Below are 21,828 nucleotides of genomic sequence, written 5' to 3' on the forward strand. Positions count from 1 at the left end.
TCCTGAAGTAGAAGGAATAATTAAAGATAAAATTTGTACTAAGATAAAGACAAAAATATTCATACGTTTTCCAGACGTACATTTCGCTTCAATCCAACGAATCAAACGATCTAATAAACCACTTGTTTCTACAACGCCGCCAATAATAAACGCCCCAATCATTAACCAAATCACATGTTCTTCTAATGATTGATACAAGATATCTTGGGGCATCCCTAATAAAATTCCTAAACATAAGACCAGCATCGCTGATAAACCTGCTGGCATTTTACTAAAAATAAATAATCCCAAAGATAACACAAACAAAGCCACACTCAATTGCCCTAAATAAGACAAATTTGTTTCTAAAAACAGCCATAGCGTGAAAATAAGATAAAGAATGGCTGCGATTAATTTAGAATAACTCATATTTAAAGTACAAAGTGTCTTTGTTTAGATGTGTTGTTTATACGTGACTTTGTTTGGTTCATTTTCATACCGATTTGAATTGAGTGATAAATATTACGTGCGCATTCTTCAAGCCATTTTGATGCATATTCAATAGAGACATCTAAACTTGAAGGTTGTTTAATAATACTGTGAAAGGCATTAATACCGCTTTGATAGTTGAATTCTGCATCTTGTCCGATAGTACCTGCTAATGCAATGACAGGTGTATCATATTTTTGCGCTATTCTTGCGACTTCAGCTGGAATTTTACCATTTGGTGTTTGAAAATCTAAACAACCTTCTGCTGTGATAACTAAATCAGCTTGTGCGATAACAGGTTCAATATGCAGATATTGTTGAATAAGTTCGAAACGAGGATGCAATGTCGCGTTCGCAAAGGCAATTAAACCTGCACCTAGTCCACCAGAAGCACCGGAACCTTGTTGATAAGCCACTGATTGTCCTGTTGTACGTTCTATCAAACGCGCTAAGTGTTCAAGGTTGTCTGATAGATGATCAACTTCTTTTGGACTTGCACCTTTTTGCGGACCGAATACTCTTGCGACACCTTTTGGTCCACATAAAATATTTGACCAATTGACTGCGACATCAATCGGAGTATCCAATACGCGCGAATCAATTTGAGAGACATCTATATCATGAATACGGTCTATTTCACCGCCGCCATGGATAAATACTGTTTCACCTTTATAATCCTTAAAGCGTACACCAATTGCTTGTGCCATACCGACACCGCCATCAGATGTTCCTGAGTCGCCGCAACCGATTAAAATACGCTCAGCGCCATGGTCTAAAGCGTGGATAATTGCTTCACCTACGCCGTAAGTAGAAGTATGAAGCGGATTTCGTTGATGATTCGGTACATGGCGTAAACCCGCTATTGCGGCCATTTCTATTACCGCTACTTTTTGTTTATTCTCATAAAACATACCATAAAAAGTTTTGCGTTTTTGTCCTAATGGATCTTCCGCATTTAAATGATAAAGTTGTCCATTTTTAATTTGTGTGATGGTTTGCGCAAAACCTTCTCCCCCATCTACCATAGGAATCACTTGAATATTTAAACTTTCATCTGCTTCTAGCAGACCTTTTTGAATTGCTGTGCCTACTTCTGCTGAACTCAAGCTTTCTTTAAAGCCTGATGGAATCACTGCAATTTTCATTGTTATAACCTCCTAGTATAAAACCTTACCGTCTATATTAAGGAGGTTAAGTTTGTAAAGAATTAGAGAATTATTAGAATTTAATTAAAAAAACAGCTATGCACCCTGCATAGCTGTCCTTAACTTCATTTTATTAGTCATTTTTATGAAGATCTTGAATCATTCTTTCGATTTTATTACCGTACTCGATTGAGTAATCATATTCGAAGTATAATTCTGGAATTGTTCTTAGACGAAGTCTTGAACCTAATTCCGCTTTAATAAAGCCTCGTGCTTTTTCTAAAGCTTTAAACGTATCGTCTACTTCTTTTTCTTTACCTAATACTGTTAAGTAGACTTTAGCTTGAGATAAATCGTTTGTGACTTGTACGTCAGTGATAGTTAAAAATCCGATTCTCGGGTCTTTAACTTTATTGTTAATAATATCCATCAACTCTTGTTTCAGTTGTTCACCAACGCGTTCTGCTCTCATTTTACTCATGTGTGTTTCACCTCTTTATTTCAACAATGAACGATTGAGTTCAATCCAAGATTATAAACTATAATCGTCCCTTTTACAAAACTTTTCCCTTTATTTATAGAAATTAATCAATATGACACACACAACATGTAAAGTGACAGTTAAGCAGATTAATTTTGCGTAAATGTACAAGTCGCCATTTCAAAACAATCTTTACATTTCATATACATACATCTATGTCTTCTGGTGTGACAGAAGTTAAATCAAAAGATAACCCGGTGCTTTAAAGCTATCACTAGTTTATAAAGCCCCGGGTTTCAATTTCACATTACTTTTCAACGTCATTTAAGACATCTTTGAATTATGAATTGACGTTTCATTTTTTAATTTCATTTCAATATTAAGCTTCTCGTTGTCGTGAACGTTTCATCAAATACGTTAAAATTAATGCTGAAACTGCACCACATAATGCGACCACAATACCGATTTTAAAAATCATTTGGTAGGCAAAGGCTTCGTGTCCTTTAAAAGCATCCAATAAATTACCATTTAATTGATAGACCCAAAAGACTGGTGCATACGCTAAAAATGAACCGACACTCATCGCAGAACCTGAAAAATCCTCTGGCAATTTCAATTCTGAAATCGGCGCAAGCAACACACTTTTTGATAAGAACGTAGTTAGTGACAAGATAACAAGCAAGACAATGCTTAATTGTGTACCAATTTTGAAGTACACGATAACGATTAAAATGACTGCAGATGCTAATAACGCAACACCAATCATTTTCGCTGAAGACTTAAAGACAAAGTCAGAAATTACTCCCGCAATGACTCCTGCGATAACACCCATCAACGCTGTGTTAATGACACCGAAAAATGCGGTTTGTGCTGTTGTTAAGTGATAGACACTTTGTAAGTAAGGCACTGTATAGATTAAAATAATATAGCCCCAATATACAGACATTGCGGTAATCGCTGCTAACCAAACTTTCGGTTGCGTTAATACATACAATAACCCTTTTAAAGCTTTCGCAGATTTATACCCTGTTTCTTGATGGTGCGATTCATCAGCCGCAATCCCATTTTTCGGTACGAATTTCCATATCAAAATAATCATTGGAATCAATAATAAGTTGTATGCTAACATACCGCCTTTTAATACTGCTATACCACTCACCGCAGCCATAATAGCGACAAGCAATAAATTCATCAACATTTCTTGTGCGCGGCGAATCGATTCTAATAAGCCAAAGCCTAAACCTCTATGTTCACGGTCTGTAAAGAAGACTACTCCATTCAGTACTGCAGGCCAGAAGAATGCTTCAACTAACCCCCAAATCACCGCAATCACTTTCAATACCGTAAAACTTGGATTCAAGAATATCACGACACACATCGTAATAAAACGAATCAACATCCCGGTAATCAATAAAGAACGAATGGAAAATCTATTATTAATCCATCCACCAGGAATATAGAAGAACATTGATAAACCGATTAAACTGAAAATCACGCCTAGTTCTGCATTATTAACATGCAGTACTTGTAAAAGTTGGTTGTAAAATGTACCTTTAAAAGCTTCGAATCCTGAATAAATAATTTGTCCAGCAGTGACAACAGAGAGGTATCCTGCCAGTTGTCTCGCATTTCTTAAACCTAATTTATGCATCAGCCAATTCATGTTGTTTTTCCTCCTAGTTGCGGCCTATGTCAAAGCGATTCTTGTAAATGAACTAAATTTTGCGGATAATCCGTAAACACACCATCCACGCCAAAGTTAAAGAGTTGATTGACTCTATCCACATCATTGACGGTATAGACATTTAAAATATAACCATCATCTTTAATACGTCTGACTAAAGCTTCAGTCAAATTGATATCTTCCAAATGCAAAATATGTGTATCACAAAAATCTAAAACTGTACGCCAATCTTCATAAAAAGCACACATTTCATAGAGTACTGCTCTTGGATATTGAGGTATTGCTTCTTGAACTGCTTTAAGTAGCGGAATATTAAAGCTAGAAAATAATATTTCTACTTCAGGATCAAATTTTGGCATTGCTTCAACTAACTGTTTAATTAATGATTTCGCTAATTTTGGGCCATGATTACCTGTAATACCTTTTAGTTCAATATTGACATTTATTTTAGAATCATTCACAAAATCAATAAACTCATCAAACGTTAGAACTTTTTCTTCTTTGAATCGTGGATGGAACCAATAACCTGCACTCGCTTGTTTTATTTCATTAAATGAAGTTTCACTGATTTCTCCTGTAATTGAAGTTGTACGGTCTAAATAATCATCATGAATCATAATCAATTGTTCGTCTGCGGTAATTCCGACATCCACTTCTATCCACTGTAGTTCAGGAATTTCTGCTGCGGCATGATATGAGGCTAACGTGTTCTCAGGTGCGACACTTGGTACACCCCTGTGTCCAAAAATTGTTTTCATAGCTGTTCACCTTCTAGAATATACAATAAGTTGCTGTAGTGTTTTTTAATTACCTTACTCACAACTTGTTAAAAGTTATGTATTATTTCAAGTTAATCATATGCCTATACCACGACTTTTTCAATTAGATTTACGATTTTTATCGAAAATTTACAAAGCGTTTACACGCACTGAATTTCTAAATTTCATATGTATCTTAAATAAAAAAATCCAATCTGAATACAGTGCTTTGACTGTCATCAGATTGGATATTTTATATGCTTTCGTAAATATTATTCTTCGAAAACTAGAATGTTGAAGAAATGCCCATCAATATCTTCAAATGTGAAACCATAGAAACCATCGCGTTCTTTTGGTTGATCGATAATTTTGCCGCCGAAACTTTGTACATCTTCTTTGAGTTGATGTGCTTCTTCTTTCGTATCAACTGATAATGAAATCAATGCATCATTACCATAAGGTACGCGATGAATATATGATTCGAAATATTTCATAGCTACAATCATTATCGGAGAGCCTTTTTCTGCTTTGATACCGAACATCTTACCCTCTTGTTCTGGACGTTCCATAATCTCAAAGCCGATATTTTGATAGAACTTCTTACTTTTTTCTAAGTCTTGGCTTGCAAGATTGAACCAAATATTGTTAACCATACATACACCTCCCAAATATGTTTATAATAGCATCCCTTAATCCATACGAAAAAGCACTCCCGCTTAAGGAAGTGCTTTTATCTAAAATATCAACTTTATCGTTGGATTTCAACCATTTCATATGCTTCGATAATATCATCAACTTTTAAGTCGTTGTATTTTTCGATTGTGATACCGCATTCGTAACCTTTTGCTACTTCTTTGGCATCGTCTTTAAAACGTTTTAACGTATCAAGTTTACCTTCGAAGATAACAATACCGTCACGGATTACGCGTACACCTGCACTACGTGTGATTTTACCTTCAGTCACGTAACAACCTGCGATTGTACCGACTTTAGAAACTTTGAATGTTTGACGAACTTCAGCTTGTCCGATGACTTTTTCTTCATATTCAGGGTCAAGCATACCTTTCATCGCTGATTCAATTTCTTCAATAACATCGTAAATCACACGGTGTAAACGCAAGTCTACATTTTCTTGTTCAGCTGCACGTTTCGCACCTGAATCAGGACGTACGTTGAAGCCGATGATGATACCATTTGAGGCATTCGCAAGTGTAACGTCAGATTCGTTGATGGCACCCACTGCTGTGTGGATGATACGAACGTTAACACCTTCAACATCAATTTTCATAAGTGAAGCAGCTAATGCTTCTACTGAACCTTGTACGTCACCTTTGATGATTACGTTTAGGTCTTTCATTTCACCTTGTTTCATTTGTTCGAACAAGTTGTCTAATGAAACGTTTTTGCTTTCTTGACGTTGTTGTAAGATGCTTTCTTCATGACGTGCTTCACCGATTCTACGCGCTTGTTTCTCGTCAGAGAAGACAACGAAGCGGTCACCGGCTTGCGGTACATCATTAATACCTGTAATTTCAACCGGCGTTGATGGACCAGCTGTTTTAATACGTTGACCTAAATCATTCACCATTGCACGGATACGACCGAACGTATTACCTACAACAATAGCATCTCCCACATGCAACGTACCATTTTGAACTAATAATGATGCCGCAGGACCACGTGATTTGTCTAATTCAGCTTCAATAACTGTACCGACAGCACGTTTGTCTGGGTTCGCTTTTAATTCTTGTACTTCTGATACTAAGACGATCATTTCTAATAAGTCTTCAATACCGTCTCCGCTTAATGCTGAAAGTGGTACGAAGATTGTGTCGCCGCCCCAGTCTTCAGGGAATAAACCGTATTCAGTTAATTCCTGCATCACACGATCAGGGTTTGCTGTTGGTTTATCAATTTTGTTTACCGCAACGATAATCGGCACTTCTGCTTCTTTCGCATGGTTGATTGCTTCAATTGTTTGAGGCATAACACCATCATCTGCCGCAACTACTAAGATAGTGATATCAGTAACTTGCGCACCGCGCGCACGCATTGTAGTGAAGGCTGCGTGTCCAGGTGTATCTAAGAAAGTGATTTTTTTGCCGTCATTTGTGATTTGGTAAGCACCGATATGTTGTGTGATACCGCCCGCTTCACCTTGTGTCACATGTGTATTTCTGATTGAGTCAAGTAGCGTTGTTTTACCATGGTCAACGTGTCCCATGATTGTAACAACTGCTGGACGCTCAATTGCATCTGGATCTTCTTCTTCATCGTCGAAGTAGATATCTAAATCTTCTTCATCAATGACAACTTCTTTTTCTACTTCTACGCCGTAATCATCAGCAATTAACTCAATTGTTTCATCGTCTAATGATTGGTTGATGTTAGCCATAATACCAAGTAAGAATAATTTCTTAACGATACTTGATGACTCAATATTCATTTTGTCAGCTAATTCGCCAACCGTAATACCTTCTAAGTAAGTAATTTTTTCTGGCATTTCTTTTTTCGGTTGTTCTGGTGCTGGTTTTTGATTATTGTTTTTCTTATGTTTGTTGTTGTTTTTATTGTTATTTTTGTTGTGGTTCTTGTTGCCTTTTTTATTATTCTTTTTAGCATTACCGCTATTATTGTTGTTATTATTTTTATCTTTATTATTGTTTTGATGTTTTTTGTGATTATTTTGAGCAGCTTTATCGTTTTGCTTATCTTTAGATGAATTTGGTTTGAATTTTTTATCCAACTCTTTGATTTCATTCGGTTCTAACGCTTGCATGTGGTTAGACACCTCAACATTCATCTTCTTCAATTCATCAATAACATCTTTACTTTTTAATTTTAAATCTTTTGCATACTCGTAAATTCTCTTTTTACTCATATAATCACTCCTTACGTTATTCATCTATCATTGATAATAGCTTTTTGGCAAAACCGTTATCCATTATAGCTATATTCACGCGAGAAGACTTGCCAAGTGCTTGGCCTAACTCTTCTCTTGTACCGAATATACGCAACGGAACGTGATAACTCTCACATTTTTGACTGATTTCTTTGGTTGTCCTCGATGACGCATCCTCAGACAAAATCACTAAAGACGTTTTACGCTTTTTGATTTCTGTCAGAATAACCGACTCACCACTTTTAACCTTGCCAGCCCGCATTGCCAATCCTAAAAAATTCAAGATGTTGCTCTTATTCATTTTGGAATCTCTTCTCTGTAAATGAGACGTATGATTTCTTTATAGACAGGCTCTAAAGTTTCAGCATCCGCATTAAAGAACTTTTCTAAAATGCCTTTTTGCTGAGCTTTTTCTACAAGTGCTACGTCTTTAGAAACGTACGCACCGCGTCCAGGCTTCTTACCTGTCGCATCTGCAGAAATTTCGCCTTCTTTGTTGATAACCACACGAATCATATCATTTTTGGGACGCATTTCATTTGAAAGGATACACTTTCTCATTGGAATCTTCTTTTTCTTCATAAAGGCATTCACTCCAAATTATTCTTCTACGTCTTTCTTAGCTTCTGTTTCTTCTGAAGTTTCGTCTTCTTCTGATTCAGCTGCTTCAATGTCTTCCGCTTCTTCTGCTTCAACATCTTCAACTTCCTCAACTTCAGGTTCTTCTTCTACTTGTGCTACTACCACATCTTCAGAAAGATCTTCTTCGACTGGTGCTTCTTCTGTTTCTTCTTGTTCTGGCACTGGGTAGATACCTGCTTCACGTGCATCTGTTTCAGATTTAATATCGATTTTCCAACCTGTCAATTTAGCTGCTAGGCGCGCGTTTTGACCGCGTTTACCGATAGCTAGTGATAATTGATAATCTGGAACCACTACTGTTGTAGATTGATTCTCTTCATCTACAATAACCTCTAAGACTTGTGAAGGGCTTAATGCATTTTTCACAAAGACTTTAGGATTTTCGTTCCATTGTACGATATCAATTTTTTCTCCGCCAAGCTCCTCAACAATCGCTTCAACACGGACACCTTTCGCACCTACACATGCGCCGACTGCATCGATATCATCATTTTCAGAGTAAACACTGATTTTAGAACGATCGCCCGCTTCACGCGCAACTGATTTAATCACAACAGTACCATCATAAATTTCAGGTACTTCTTCTTCAAATAAACGTTTCAATAATCCTGGATGACTACGTGATACATAGATTTGAGGACCTTTTGTTGTTTGTTCTACTTTGTTAACGTACACTTTGATACGTTCGTTTGGAATGTAACTTTCATTAGGACTTCTTTCAGCTTCAGATAAAACTGCTTCTGTACGTCCTAAGTTAACATACACATATCTGTGATCGACTCTATCGATGATACCTGTCATGATATCTTCTTCTTTATCAATAAATTCATCATAAAGAATTTCTCTTTCAGCATCGCGTAAACGTTGCATAACAGCTTGTTTTGCTGCTTGTGCACCGACACGGCCGAAGTCTTTTGGTGTAACATCTTCTTCGTAAATATCGCCGATTTCATATGCCGGGTTTTTCACCAATGCAGTACTGATGTCCACTTCATCGCGGTCATCAAATACTTCTTCAACGACTTCTTTACGTGCGATGACTTTGAACGTACCTTCGTCCATATTCAATTCGACACGTGCATTACGTGAAGATTCATAGTTCTTTTTATAAGCAGTAATCAATGCTGCTTCAATCGCATCGATTAGTACCTCTCTAGGAATTTTCTTTTCTTTTTCCAAATATTCTACTGCTAATATTAATTCATTTGACACGGTTAAATCCTCCTACTCACGTTAAATCAAAACTGCATGACGTGCTTTAGCAATTTTATTTCTTGGGATTTCAACTTGCTTTTTCTTTGATTTGACTTGCACTTCGATAACAACTGAGTCGTCATCTACTGATTGCAAGACACCTAACCATTCTTTAGCACCTTCAACCGGCGCATAAAGAGTGACAAATACAGGTTGATTGACTGCATTACGAAACGCCTTATCGTCTTTGATAGGACGCTCAGCACCTGGTGACGCAACGTCTAGGTAATACATTTGTTCAATCGGATCTGCTTCATCCATTGCTGCGCTGATTTTTTCTGATGCTAGTGTGCAGTCATTTAAATCAACGCCGCCCTCTTTATCAATAGAGATTCTAAGATAGTGGTCTCTACCTTCTTTTGTGAATTCAACATCCACGAGTTCAAAATTCAGTTCATCTAAAACCGGTTGAATAATTGTTTCGATTTGTTCAGTAATTTTACTCATGCTGACCTCCTTTATACAAATAGAAAAGAGCGGGTAAACCCCACTCTTCGTGACTAAAGTTCATTTTTTACGCACTATGATTATAACACAGTACATCTTTAAATGCCAATTGTAGCACAGTTGACACTTTTTAAGCATTACATATCAAAAATTGATAATTGTGCTTTATCAGGCAAGCCAGGTAATGAACCTAAATCATCTAAATACTCAATGACTTTTTGAGAAAGTCCCGCTTTCTTATTCAAGTCTTCTTTAGATAAGAACGGTCCTTCATTACGCGCTTCAACAATACGTTTTGCTACGTTTTCACCTAGACCTGGCACCGCAATAAACGGCGGAATTAACGTATCGCCTTCGATAATAAATTCAAATGCCTGACTCTTTTCTAAACTGATCGGCTGCATACGGAAACCGCGATGCGCCATTTCATTCATGATTTCAAGCACAGTTAATACATCTTTTTCTTTCTTACCAAGTTCCATGTACTTAGAATACATATCTTTCACTGCCGCTTTAATACCTTCTTTATCTTTAATCATTGTGATTAAATCAAAGTCGGATGCACGGACAGTAAAGTATGACGCATAATAATATAACGGATAATGTACTTTAAAGTATGCAATACGTACCGCCATTAATACGTAGGCTGCCGCATGGGCTTTCGGGAACATGTACTTGATTTTCTTACATGAATCTAAATACCAATCTGGTACATTATTCTCTTTCATTATTTCTTCCCATTCTTCTTGAAGACCCTTACCTTTACGTACCGCCTCCATTATCTTGAAGGCTAATGATGGCTCTAATCCAGCATACATCAAATACACCATGATATCGTCACGACAACCGATAACACCAGATAAATCACATGTGCCTGAACGTACTAATTCTTGGGCATTGCCTAACCATACGTCCGTACCATGAGATAATCCCGAAATTTGAACAAGTTCAGAGAACGTTGTCGGTTTCGTATCTTCTAACATTTGACGCACGAACGCTGTACCGAACTCTGGTACACCGAATGTGCCTGTCTTACATAAAATATCGTCTTCTGTGACACCTAATGACTCTGGCGTACTGAAAATACGCATCGTTTCTTTATCATCGACCGGTACTGTTTTCGGATCAATGCCCGATAAGTCTTGAAGCATACGAATCATTGTCGGATCATCGTGTCCAAGAATATCGAGTTTCAAGACATTATCATGAATAGAGTGGAAGTCGAAGTGTGTCGTCATCCAAGCTGATGATTGGTCATCTGCTGGATATTGAATCGGCGTAAAGTCATAAATATCCATATCATCAGGTACAACAATGATACCACCAGGGTGTTGGCCTGTTGTACGTTTTACACCGGTACACCCTTTAACTAAACGATCAATTTCCGCACCACGTTTATGAATACCTTGGTCGTTTAAATATCCTTTGACATAACCGAACGCAGTTTTCTCTGCGACTGTACCGATAGTTCCGGCACGGAACACTTTATCTTCACCGAATAATACTTTTGTGTAGTTATGCGCTTCAGGTTGATATTCACCACTGAAGTTCAAGTCGATATCTGGTACTTTGTCACCTTTGAACCCTAAGAACGTTTCGAAAGGAATATCTTGGCCTTCTTTAATCATTTCAGCACCACATTCACAAGTCTTGTCTGGCAAGTCGAAACCTGAGCCAACAGACCCATCATTGAAGAATTCGCTCTTCTTACATTTTGGACAAATGTAATGTGGCGGCAATGGATTAACTTCGGTAATTTCCGTCATTGTCGCAACGAAACTTGAGCCGACGGAACCACGTGAACCAACTAAGTAACCATCATTCAATGATTTCTTAACCAAACGTTGTGAAATTAAGTAAATAACAGCAAATCCGTTACCGATAATACTTTCCAATTCTTTTTCAAGTCGATCGATAACAATTTGCGGTAGATCATCACCATATAATTTGCGCGCATTCGCATAACTCATTTCACGAATTTCTTCATTCGCACCATCCATATTTGGTGTATACAGTTTATCTTTAATCGGAACGACACGTTCAATACGATCAGCTAATGCTTGTGTATTATCAACGACAATTTCTTTTGCTTTCTCTTCACCTAAGAAGTGGAACGCATCCAACATTTCATCTGTTGTTCTGAAATGCGCTTCTGGTAAAGTAGAACGATTTAATGGATTACCTGGTTGTGAAGCAATTAAGATTTTACGCGCAATGGCATCATGTTCGTTTAAGTAATGCACATTACCTGTCGCAACGACGGGTACATTGACCGCTTTACCCGCTTCTAGCAAGCGTTGATAAATCTCAATCATAGTTTCATTATCACGAATCAATTCACGATCAATTAAATCTTGGTATAACGCAGGTGGTTGCACCTCAATATAATCATAATATTTCGCAATATGTTCTACTTGTGATTGGTCTTTCTGCATCACCGCTGTAAAGACTTCACCTTCATCACATGCTGAGCCGATTAATAAACCTTCGCGATACTCATCTAATAATGAACGTGGGATTCTCGGTGTACGATAGTAATACGTTACTAATGATTCACTGACAATCTTGAATAAGTTTTTCAGACCTGTTTGGTTTTGAACTAAGATTGTCACGTGACTTGGACGTGCACGTTTATAAGCATCTTCATTTGAAAGTGATTGGTTGATGTCTTGATGGTTTTTAACACCGAGTTCATCGACTTGTTTCAACATTTTAATAAAGATATAAGCTGTAGCTTCTGTATCATAGATGGCACGGTGATGTTGTGTCAGTTCAACGCCATATTTCTTCGCTAAGAAGTTCAAACCGTGTTTACCGAATTCTGTATTGATCGTACGAGATAATTCTAATGTATCGATAACACCGTTTGTATAATGACCTAAACCAGCACGTTCATAGCCGGTATCGATGAAGCCCATATCGAAGGATGCGTTATGCGCAACGAATATCGCATCTCCGACCCATTCTTTGAATTCTGTTAACACATCATCAATTTCAGGCGCATCGACTAACATTTCATCTGAGATATGCGTTAAATTCTTGATAGTTTCAGATAAACGCTCATGCGGATTACTGAAACGCTCGAACTTATCAATAATTTCACCATCATGAACTTTAACAGCAGCTAACTCGATAATTTTATCGTATTGGTTAGATAAACCTGTTGTCTCAACGTCAAATACCACATAAGTCGCATCTTTAAGATTACGGTCAGTCGGATTATAGGCAATCGGTACACCATCATCGACTAACATACCTTCCATACCATAAATCATTTTAATGCCATGTTTTTCAGCTGCGCTGAATGCATCTGGATAAGCCTGAACAACGTTATGGTCTGTGACTGCGATGGCAGGATGACCCCATTTCGCAGCTTGTGCGACATAATCACCAATTTGGTTAATGCCGTCCATTTGACTCATCGCTGTATGAAGATGTAACTCCACACGTTTGTCTTCTGCTTTATCTAGTTTTGGTGTTTTCTTAATTTCTTCTATATCAGACATCATCATAACTAAGTCACGCACAAAGGTATCCTCTTCAATACGCCCTTGCGCACGTACCCATTTACCGACACTTAACGCTTTGAAGTGTTCTAAATCGTCTTTATTTTTACGTGTAAACATTTTTAGCACAAGTGAGTCTGTATAATCTGTTACTTTTAGTTCTACAATGTGACGACCGCTTTTCAGTTCTTTGATGTTCATATCAAAGATAACCCCTTCAATCGCCACTTTGAATTCTTCTTCAATAATTGATTCAATCGGTCTGACATTATCCACTTGAATTGGTTTACCGATTTGACATTTATCAACTGCACTTTCGTTGTTATCTTGTTGTTTCGCTTTTTCAGCTTTCATACGTTCTAATTTTTCAGTTGCTTCTCTCGCGCTTTGTTGATCTTCTTCTTGAATATGCGCTTCTAATGAGGCTAAATCATTATCATGTTCAGACGTGTCTGTTTCAAAGACAATCTTATTCACGTCAAAGCCGCATTGTTGGTATGCTTTGACTAAGCTGCCGTTACACGCTTTATGGAAATAATCACGTTCAATATCATTTGACACCATCACTTTTAAAACATTGCCTGAAGTAATCAGACGTTTTTGTCTTAATTGTCCTTTTACTTTGGGTGACAATCTTGTCTGTTCAATACAATGATTGAAGTATTTCATCGCGTATTCGTCTTGATTTCTTGTATCTTGAACAACAAAATGCCAATCTACTGTCGCAATCTCTTTAAATTCTTCAATCAAAGCGTGGGTAAATAACATGTAGTCTTCATAAGTTAAAAAACGAGGCAGTGTAATTTGAAACAACCATGTCCGCTCTTTTTGAGAGACATCAATGCGGTTTAATTCACTGTTTTCTATAATATCTGGTTCTAGCTGATTCGCAATTTTAATTTGGTCAGCTAACACTTTAAATTTTTCTTGATTTGTCATTGCCAAGACCATTACCACCTTAGTCATTAATTACATCGTTCATACGGTTAGGGAGAATTTTAATTTATTTAAAAAGGTGCATGCCCTTTTGTGTGTAGAAAAAATGGAACCACGTTTTAACAACGCGGCTGATTTTTTATTTCTGTTCTGAAGTTCTAAAATATTATACCAAATTTCCAGCGATACTTAAAATGAGCAATCTGGATTTTTATGTAAGTAAAAAGTCGAAGTGCGGTCACTGCACTTCGACTTGTTGATTTAAAAATTTAAATTTGTTCGTATAAATCTTTCACGTAATTCACTAAATCCGCTGCCGCGACTTCTTCGCTTTCGCCATTGTCACGACGTTTCACTTCAACAATACCTTCTGCAGCACGTTTACCAACTACGACACGTACTGGTAAGCCGATTAAGTCAGCATCGTTGAATTTAACACCTGCACGTTCTTTACGGTCATCGTATAAGACTTCGAATGACGCTTGAAGCGCTTGGTATAACTCGTCGCCAAGTTCTCTTTGATCATCTTTCTTAGGATTAATCGTAATTAAGTGTACTTCAAATGGTGTTACTGATTTTGGCCAGATTATACCATTATCATCATTATTTTGTTCAACAATCGCACTTAATGTTCTTGATACTCCAATGCCATAACAACCCATGATTAACGGTTGTGCTTTACCTTGGTTATCTAAGAAAGTCGCATTCATTGCCTCAGAGTATTTTGTGCCGAGTTTGAAGACTTGTCCAACTTCAATACCTTCTGCGAATTTAGCTTCGCCTGAACCATCGCTGAGCGGTTCGCCTTCTAAGATGAAGCGGAAATCGCCGAACGCTTCTACATTAAAGTCACGTTCTGGATTTGCATTGATATAATGATAGCCGTCTTCATTCGCACCGACTACAATATTAGGAATTTCTTGTACGAAATTATCCGCATATACTTTAATACCTTTTTCTTGAATTGGACCGATTGAACCTGGGTTCGCGCCCACTAAGTTGATAATTTCATCTTGGCTCGCAAGTTCAATGTTGTCTGTACCGAAGTACGCTTTTAATTTCACATCGTTCACTTCATGATGACCACGTACTAGGACAATCACAAATTCGCCATCTACTTTGAAGACCATGGATTTTGTAATTTGGTCTAGTGGACGATTTAAGAAATCAGCCACTTCTTGTGCTGTATGCGCATTCGGTGTTTCCACTTTTTCTAATTCAAGTAATGCTTCATCATGTGCTTTTGGTTCGAAAACAACTTCTGCTTTTTCAATGTTAGCTGCGTAGTCGCTGTTTTCACTGTAGACAATAGTATCTTCGCCGATTTCACTTAACGCCATAAACTCATGCGTATGACTGCCGCCGATTGCGCCTGAATCTGCGACTACTGGACGTGCATTAATACCTGCACGTTTAAAGATACGACCATATGCATCATACATATCATTGTAAGTTTCATCTAGTGAAGCTTCATCCGCATGGAATGAATACGCATCTTTCATGATGAATTCACGGCCACGTAATAAGCCGAAACGTGGGCGCTTTTCATCTCTGAATTTCGATTGAATTTGGAATAGTGTTAAAGGTAATTGCTTATAAGATTTCAATTCGTCACGTACTAATGACGTTACGACTTCTTCATGTGTTGGTCCTAATGCGAATTGACGACCATTACGATCAGTCAGACGCATTAATTCACTGCCATAAGCTTCCCAACGTCCTGACTCTTCCCATAATTCTGAAGGTTGTAATGCCGGCATTAAGATTTCTACCGCATCAATTTTCTCCATTTCTTCTCTGATAATTGATGTAATATTATTTAATACACGTGTCGCAAGCGGTAAATAACTGTAAATCCCACTTGTACTTTGTTTAATCAATCCTGCTTTTAACAGTAATCGATGACTTAAGGCTTCAGCTTCCGCTGGTACCTCTCTTAACGTTGGTATAAATACTTTTGACTGTCTCATAAAACTGAGCTCCTCCATTTCCTATAAGAAATAACGTTGTATGTCATTCCATGTCACTAATATCATAATAATTACTACAAATATAGCACCTGCACCAATAATGTAAGCTTCTGCTTTTTTGTTGACGGGCTTTCTGAAAATCGCTTCATAAATAACAAAGAGAATTCTTCCGCCGTCTAATGCTGGAATTGGTAATAGGTTCATCAAACCTAAGTTCACACTTAACATAGCTGTCCACGCTATCAAGTTAATGATACCAGTTTTCACCACAGTATCAACATTATGGTAAATACCGACAGGTCCATTCAACATGTCAAATGAGAATCCGCCTGTAAAGATGCTGGCTATCATGGACACAATTGCCGTGAAGATAATTGTTCCTGCTCTGAAGAATTGTTCTACGCCTGTCGCAAGCGGCGCAATCAGAGAGCTATGATCTTTATCAGGTTGGAAACCTAAAATATAGCGTGTTTGAGATGTCAGTTTCGTTAACTTCTCAACCACTTTTTTAGGTTTGAATTCAGCTGATTTTTGATGGCCATCTCGTTCATATTGAATTGAAACTTTTTGACCTTTGTTATCTTCTAAAGCTTTTGTAATATCTTTAAAGTTTTCAATTTTCTTATCGCCGATTTTTTCAATTTTATCACCAGGCTTCAAACCGATTTCTTGAGCGGGTGTATTATCAGCTACTTGTTTCACCACATTATTCGGTGTGCCTTGGTAATACGCTAAACCGATAAAAATTACAATCGCAAGCAAGAAGTTGAATAATGGTCCCGCAAACAATGTTAAGAATTTTTGCCATGGTGTTTTGTGTACCAATTGACGATTACGCGGCGCAATTTGGATAAGTGAACCATTTTCTACAAAGTATGCTTCTTTCGCAATATAAAAACGATGACGTTCGTCATCATACGACGTGATACCTTCTAAATACATTTCATCTTTGAAGTCTAATTTTTTCACTTCAATTACTTCTGCTTGTTGGAATTTATGTTGATCATCTAACAAGATATGCGTAATTTCATCTTGATCATTTAGTTTAATTTTAACTGACATGCCTGGTTCTACAGGCGGTTCTTCTAAACCGTCTCCTGCCATGCGGACATAACCGCCGACGGGTAATAAACGGATAGTATATAACGTTTCATTCTTTCTGAAACTGAATATTTTCGGTCCCATGCCTATCGCAAATTCAGGACACATTATCCCTGCACGCTTCGCGAAGAACATGTGACCGAACTCATGCACGAAGACTAATACGCCGAATACGATAATAAAAGATAGTATAGTTATTAGCAAAATTGGGCCACTCCTATTTAATTAATTGGTCCATCAATTATGTAAACATTGTTTAAACAAGTTACATGTGACGGTATCATTTCATAAAATCATTTTAATGAAAATCTTGAGAACATACAACAAATATACGATGTTACAAAAATGAGGCATGCCTTAAGCAAACGCTGATTCTTGTTTGCATAACCGCATGCCTCACGTTTTTAGTTTTGTAAAAGTAAAATATTTAATAGCGGTAATACGAACATAAAGCTGTCGAAGCGATCGAGGATACCACCGTGTCCAGGTAATATTTTACCTGAGTCTTTCACACCAAAGTGACGTTTAAATCCTGATTCAACTAAGTCGCCGAGTTGTCCGAACATACTTAATACAACTGTAACCACCATCATCACAAAGATGTTCACTGGGAATTCAATAAACATCTGCATAATAATTGGTACCAACAAGCTGCACAATACACCGCCGATAAAACCTTCAATCGTTTTATTCGGACTGATGACCGGCCATAACTTGTGTTTGCCGATGCTGCGTCCAAATAAGTATGCGCCTGTATCTGTTGTCCATACGACTAAGAAGGCATATAAAATAAAGGCAAGTCCTGCTTCACGTGTTTCGTATAAATACATGAAGCCGATGCCGACATATGCAACAGACATTAAGCAGAAAGCTGCGTCGATGAAGCTGAAGCGGTTTTTAGACATAACCGTATAGCTTAGTACCACGAAACTCATGATAACAAGCCCCTTCAATTGAATAGCAGGGACTAATGAACCTAGGTCTTGCGGCAACATAATAATGACGAGCCCCAGTGCACTGATAATCCCTGGTATAGAAATAAAACGGATTTTATTCATATTCAGTAATTCTTTTAATGCGATAAACGCCAGTAAAAATGAAAAGTACATCAGTACTTGACCACCGATAATTAGTATCGGTAAAAAGATGATTAAGGCAATAATAGCCGTGACCGTTCTAACTCTCATATTTAATTCCTACCTTAAAATTATAATAGCCCGCCGAAACGACGTTGTCTTTTCTGATATATCTTGATACAATCATACAATTCTTCTTCATCAAAATCAGGCCACAATTTCTGGTCGAATATAAATTCACTATATGAAATCTGCCATATTAAGAAATTGCTGATACGTTGTTCCCCAGATGTACGAATCAATAATTCAGGATCAGGATATTGACTGGTCATCAAATACTGATTCATCATACTTTCAGTGATATCCTCGCTATTATATCCTTGTTTCTGCATATCATCAAACATTCGACGAACACTGTCTACGATTTCTGCTCTTCCACCGTAATTAATCGCAAAAATCAATTTAAGCCCTTGATTATGTGCTGTCTTTTCTTTCGCGTGATTAATCGCTTTTAACGTTGATGCCGGCAGATCATCTGTAAATCCGATGGTTTCAACTTTGACATCTTTTTCAATTAATTCGGGTAAAAAAGTCTTCAGGAAATTCACTGGTAAATTCATAATATAATTTACCTCTTGTTCAGGACGGGACCAATTTTCAGTTGAAAAGGCGTATAAAGTTAAATACTTTACGCCGATATCATTTGCTGCTCTTGTGATTTTCTTAATGGTTTGCATTCCTTCATAATGCCCTTTGATTCTTGGCATTTTTCGTTTCTTTGCCCAACGGCCATTACCATCCATGATAATCGCTATATGTTCGGGTATGTTATGTAAATCTAATTCTGAATGATTCGTTTCGGTTTCAGAACGATTTTTATTTCTTAGCTTTTTAAACATGGTCTATCCTCCGAGCTCAATCTATCTCTGTTACATTATAATAGATTATTCATGCAATTATCTATCATTTTATCACACTCGTTTAACGCAATGAATAGAACAATTAAAAAACTGTACCAAAGTCTGAGTTGGTACAGTTTTAATAAGTGATTTAAACACGGTCTTGCTTAAATCTGTTTAGATGATTAGACAGCCATAATGTCTTTTTCTTTATCATCTAATACTTTTTCAATTTCTTTAATAGAATCGTCAGTGATTTTTTGAACTTGTTCTGTCGCTGAACGTAACTCATCTTCAGAGATATCCCCGTTTTTCTCGTCTTTTTTCAATTCATCATTGCTGTCACGACGAATGTTACGAACAGATACTTTCGCATTTTCAGCCATTTTCTTAACGTCTTTAACTAATTCTTTACGACGTTCCTCAGTTAAAGCTGGTACTGTAATACGAATGACTTCACCATCACTAGTCGGGTTAACACCTAAGTTAGCCGCGTTGATTGCACGTTCGATTTCTGAGATTGATGATTTGTCGTATGGTGATACCACTAATAAACGTGGCTCAGGTACATTGATGCTTGCTAATTGTTGTACAGGTGTTGGTGCACCATAGTAATCAACATTTACGCTAGCTAATAAGTTAGAGTTTGCGCGACCTGCGTTAACTGTCGCAAATTCACGTGATAAACTCTCGATTGATTTCTTCATTCTTGATTTCGTTTCGCTTAAAATGTCACTCATCTTTCTTACACCTCAAATTTATAAAATTATTTAGTTATAGTTGTTCCGATTTCTTCGCCTAATACCGCACGCTTAATATTACCCTCTTCTGAAATAGAGAACACATTCAATGGAATGTTGTTGTCCATACAGAATGAAGCGGCAGTTGAGTCCATGACTTGAAGACCCTCTTGCAACATTTGAATGTATGTCAAATGTTCATATTTAACTGCGTCTTTATCAACTTTTGGATCAGCTGAATAAACACCGTCAACATTATTTTTACCCATTAAAATTACATCAGCTTCTACTTCAGCTGCGCGTAATGCAGCTGTTGTATCTGTTGAGAAGTAAGGGTTGCCAATACCCGCAGCAAAAATTACAACACGTTTTTTCTCTAGGTGTCTGATTGCACGACGTCTAATATAAGGTTCAGCGACCTGTTTCATTTCGATTGATGTTAAAACACGTGTATCACAGTCAAGTTGTTCTAAGCTGTCTTGGAGTGCTAATGCATTCATAACTGTTGCTAACATACCCATGTAGTCAGCAGTTCCGCGATCCATACCTAAATCACTGCCAGTTTTACCTCTCCAGATGTTGCCGCCTCCAACGATAACTGCGATTTCACAGTCCAATTCTACGACTTCTGCAATTTGTTTTGCAACACTTTTAATGATAATCGGATTAATTCCGAATCCTTTTTCTCCTGCTAGTGCTTCTCCGCTCAATTTCAAGACAACGCGATTGTATTTAGAAGTTTCAGCCATTTTCTTATCCTCTCTATAGTAAAAATATGTATGTGATACAAGTAAAGAAGACACATTGAGGTACGTCCGATACAAATGTGTGCATTTATATAGATATACAAGGGTGTCTTCTTTCTTGTTCAACATTTTAATAGATTATTATTTCATTTGTCCTTTAACTTCGTCAGCAAAGTTTTCGTCACGTTTTTCTAATCCTTCGCCTACTTCATAGCGTACAAAGTCAGTTAATTTACCGCCTTTTGATTTAAGGAATTCTTCAACAGTAACATCAGGGTTTTTAACGAAGTCTTGGTCAACTGCGCAAATTTCTTGTAAATATTTGCGTAAACGGCCTTCAACCATTTTTTCAACGATTTTTTCTGGTTTACCTTCATTTAATGCTTGTTGTTTTAATACTTCTTTTTCGTGTGCAAGTTCTTCTTGGCTTACTTGGTCAGAAGAAACATATTTAGGATTGATAGCAGCAATATGCATTGCAACATCTTTAGCAGCTTCTTCGTCAGTTGTACCTTCAACTACTGTTAATACACTGATACGGCCGCCCATATGTTCGTATGCACCGAATGCATCGTTGTCGCCTTTAGATCTAACTGCGAAACGACGTAAGCTTAATTTTTCACCGATTGTTGCGATTGCTTTGTTGATACGTTCACCAACAGTGTCACCTGTTGATAATTTAGTTTCTAACAATGCGTCAACTGATTCTGGTTTAGTTTCAAGAATTTGGTTAGCGATTTCTTTAACTAGCTCTTGGAAACCTTCGTTACGTGCTACGAAGTCAGTTTCAGAGTTGATTTCAACGATTACAGCATCGTTACCGTTAACTCCAACATAAGTCATACCTTCAGCAGCAATACGATCTGCTTTTTTAGCAGCTTTCGCAATACCTTTTTCACGTAGGTAGTCGATTGCTTTATCGATATCGCCATCAGTTTCTACTAATGCTTTTTTACAATCCATCATACCTGCGCCAGTTCTTTCGCGCAATTCTTTAACTAATTTAGCTGTAATTTGTGCCATTCAATTTTCCTCCATTTATATAACATAATATAATCAGTCAAATATAGTAT

Annotated in this window: 19 protein-coding genes; all 19 read right to left on the bottom strand. The window is 37.3% G+C overall.

Annotated features, from left to right (window positions below; all coding sequences use genetic code 11):
* Nucleotides 1-408: SLC13 family permease (locus tag BU038_RS08235; protein WP_275114972.1), on the bottom strand; the 408-nt coding region annotated here is incomplete at its 3' end.
* Nucleotides 409-410: 2 nt separating this feature from the next.
* A complete protein-coding gene (locus BU038_RS08240) occupies nucleotides 411-1,613 on the bottom strand; it encodes a glycerate kinase family protein (protein WP_107605621.1) in 1,203 nt (400 codons plus the stop codon).
* A gap of 133 nt (nucleotides 1,614-1,746) precedes the next feature.
* Complete coding sequence (rbfA, locus tag BU038_RS08245) at nucleotides 1,747-2,094, bottom strand: 30S ribosome-binding factor RbfA (RefSeq protein ID WP_107605622.1); 348 nt, start codon at nucleotides 2,092-2,094, stop codon at nucleotides 1,747-1,749.
* Between the two features lie 379 nt (nucleotides 2,095-2,473).
* Nucleotides 2,474-3,757, bottom strand: a complete 1,284-nt coding sequence (locus tag BU038_RS08250; protein WP_107605623.1) for an MFS transporter — start codon at nucleotides 3,755-3,757, stop codon at nucleotides 2,474-2,476.
* A 29-nt stretch (nucleotides 3,758-3,786) separates the two neighbouring features.
* Nucleotides 3,787-4,536 carry a glycerophosphodiester phosphodiesterase family protein gene (locus BU038_RS08255; protein WP_107605624.1) on the bottom strand — a complete coding sequence of 250 codons (750 nt, stop codon included), beginning with the start codon at nucleotides 4,534-4,536 and terminating at the stop codon, nucleotides 3,787-3,789.
* 272 nt (nucleotides 4,537-4,808) lie between these two features.
* Nucleotides 4,809-5,189: a VOC family protein gene (locus BU038_RS08260; RefSeq protein ID WP_107605625.1), complete on the bottom strand. Its 381-nt coding sequence runs from the start codon at nucleotides 5,187-5,189 to the stop codon at nucleotides 4,809-4,811.
* 95 nt (nucleotides 5,190-5,284) lie between these two features.
* Nucleotides 5,285-7,417, bottom strand: a complete 2,133-nt coding sequence (infB, locus tag BU038_RS08265) for a translation initiation factor IF-2 (protein ID WP_107605626.1) — start codon at nucleotides 7,415-7,417, stop codon at nucleotides 5,285-5,287.
* Nucleotides 7,418-7,433: 16 nt separating this feature from the next.
* The gene (locus tag BU038_RS08270) at nucleotides 7,434-7,739 is read right to left on the bottom strand and encodes a YlxQ family RNA-binding protein (protein WP_023015690.1); all 306 of its coding nucleotides are present in this window, start codon (nucleotides 7,737-7,739) and stop codon (nucleotides 7,434-7,436) included.
* Complete coding sequence (gene rnpM, locus BU038_RS08275; protein WP_057509824.1) at nucleotides 7,736-8,020, bottom strand: RNase P modulator RnpM; 285 nt, start codon at nucleotides 8,018-8,020, stop codon at nucleotides 7,736-7,738. The genes BU038_RS08270 and rnpM overlap by 4 nt, the downstream gene beginning before the upstream one ends.
* An 18-nt stretch (nucleotides 8,021-8,038) precedes the next feature.
* Complete coding sequence (gene nusA, locus BU038_RS08280) at nucleotides 8,039-9,292, bottom strand: transcription termination factor NusA (RefSeq protein ID WP_107605627.1); 1,254 nt, start codon at nucleotides 9,290-9,292, stop codon at nucleotides 8,039-8,041.
* A gap of 21 nt (nucleotides 9,293-9,313) precedes the next feature.
* Nucleotides 9,314-9,781, bottom strand: a complete 468-nt coding sequence (gene rimP / locus BU038_RS08285; protein ID WP_107605628.1) for a ribosome maturation factor RimP — start codon at nucleotides 9,779-9,781, stop codon at nucleotides 9,314-9,316.
* Between the two features lie 137 nt (nucleotides 9,782-9,918).
* Nucleotides 9,919-14,226: a PolC-type DNA polymerase III gene (locus tag BU038_RS08290; protein WP_107605634.1), complete on the bottom strand. Its 4,308-nt coding sequence runs from the start codon at nucleotides 14,224-14,226 to the stop codon at nucleotides 9,919-9,921.
* Between the two features lie 266 nt (nucleotides 14,227-14,492).
* Nucleotides 14,493-16,193, bottom strand: a complete 1,701-nt coding sequence (locus BU038_RS08295; protein ID WP_107605629.1) for a proline--tRNA ligase — start codon at nucleotides 16,191-16,193, stop codon at nucleotides 14,493-14,495.
* Nucleotides 16,194-16,214: 21 nt separating this feature from the next.
* Nucleotides 16,215-17,498, bottom strand: coding sequence for an RIP metalloprotease RseP (rseP, locus tag BU038_RS08300; RefSeq protein ID WP_107605630.1), 1,284 nt, complete (start codon nucleotides 17,496-17,498; stop codon nucleotides 16,215-16,217).
* 200 nt (nucleotides 17,499-17,698) lie between these two features.
* Nucleotides 17,699-18,481, bottom strand: coding sequence for a phosphatidate cytidylyltransferase (locus tag BU038_RS08305; protein ID WP_002480699.1), 783 nt, complete (start codon nucleotides 18,479-18,481; stop codon nucleotides 17,699-17,701).
* A gap of 20 nt (nucleotides 18,482-18,501) precedes the next feature.
* Nucleotides 18,502-19,269, bottom strand: coding sequence for an isoprenyl transferase (locus tag BU038_RS08310; protein ID WP_107605631.1), 768 nt, complete (start codon nucleotides 19,267-19,269; stop codon nucleotides 18,502-18,504).
* 185 nt (nucleotides 19,270-19,454) lie between these two features.
* Nucleotides 19,455-20,009 (bottom strand): ribosome recycling factor, encoded by a 555-nt coding sequence (frr, locus tag BU038_RS08315; protein ID WP_107605632.1) that lies wholly within the window; start codon nucleotides 20,007-20,009, stop codon nucleotides 19,455-19,457.
* A gap of 26 nt (nucleotides 20,010-20,035) precedes the next feature.
* A complete protein-coding gene (gene pyrH / locus BU038_RS08320) occupies nucleotides 20,036-20,758 on the bottom strand; it encodes a UMP kinase (RefSeq protein ID WP_002480696.1) in 723 nt (240 codons plus the stop codon).
* Nucleotides 20,759-20,896: 138 nt separating this feature from the next.
* The gene (gene tsf, locus BU038_RS08325; protein WP_107605633.1) at nucleotides 20,897-21,778 is read right to left on the bottom strand and encodes a translation elongation factor Ts; all 882 of its coding nucleotides are present in this window, start codon (nucleotides 21,776-21,778) and stop codon (nucleotides 20,897-20,899) included.
* Nucleotides 21,779-21,828: the final 50 nt, after the last annotated feature.

The sequence above is a fragment of the Staphylococcus simulans genome, assembly GCF_003043455.1.
Taxonomy (GTDB): Bacteria; Bacillota; Bacilli; order Staphylococcales; family Staphylococcaceae; genus Staphylococcus; species Staphylococcus simulans_A.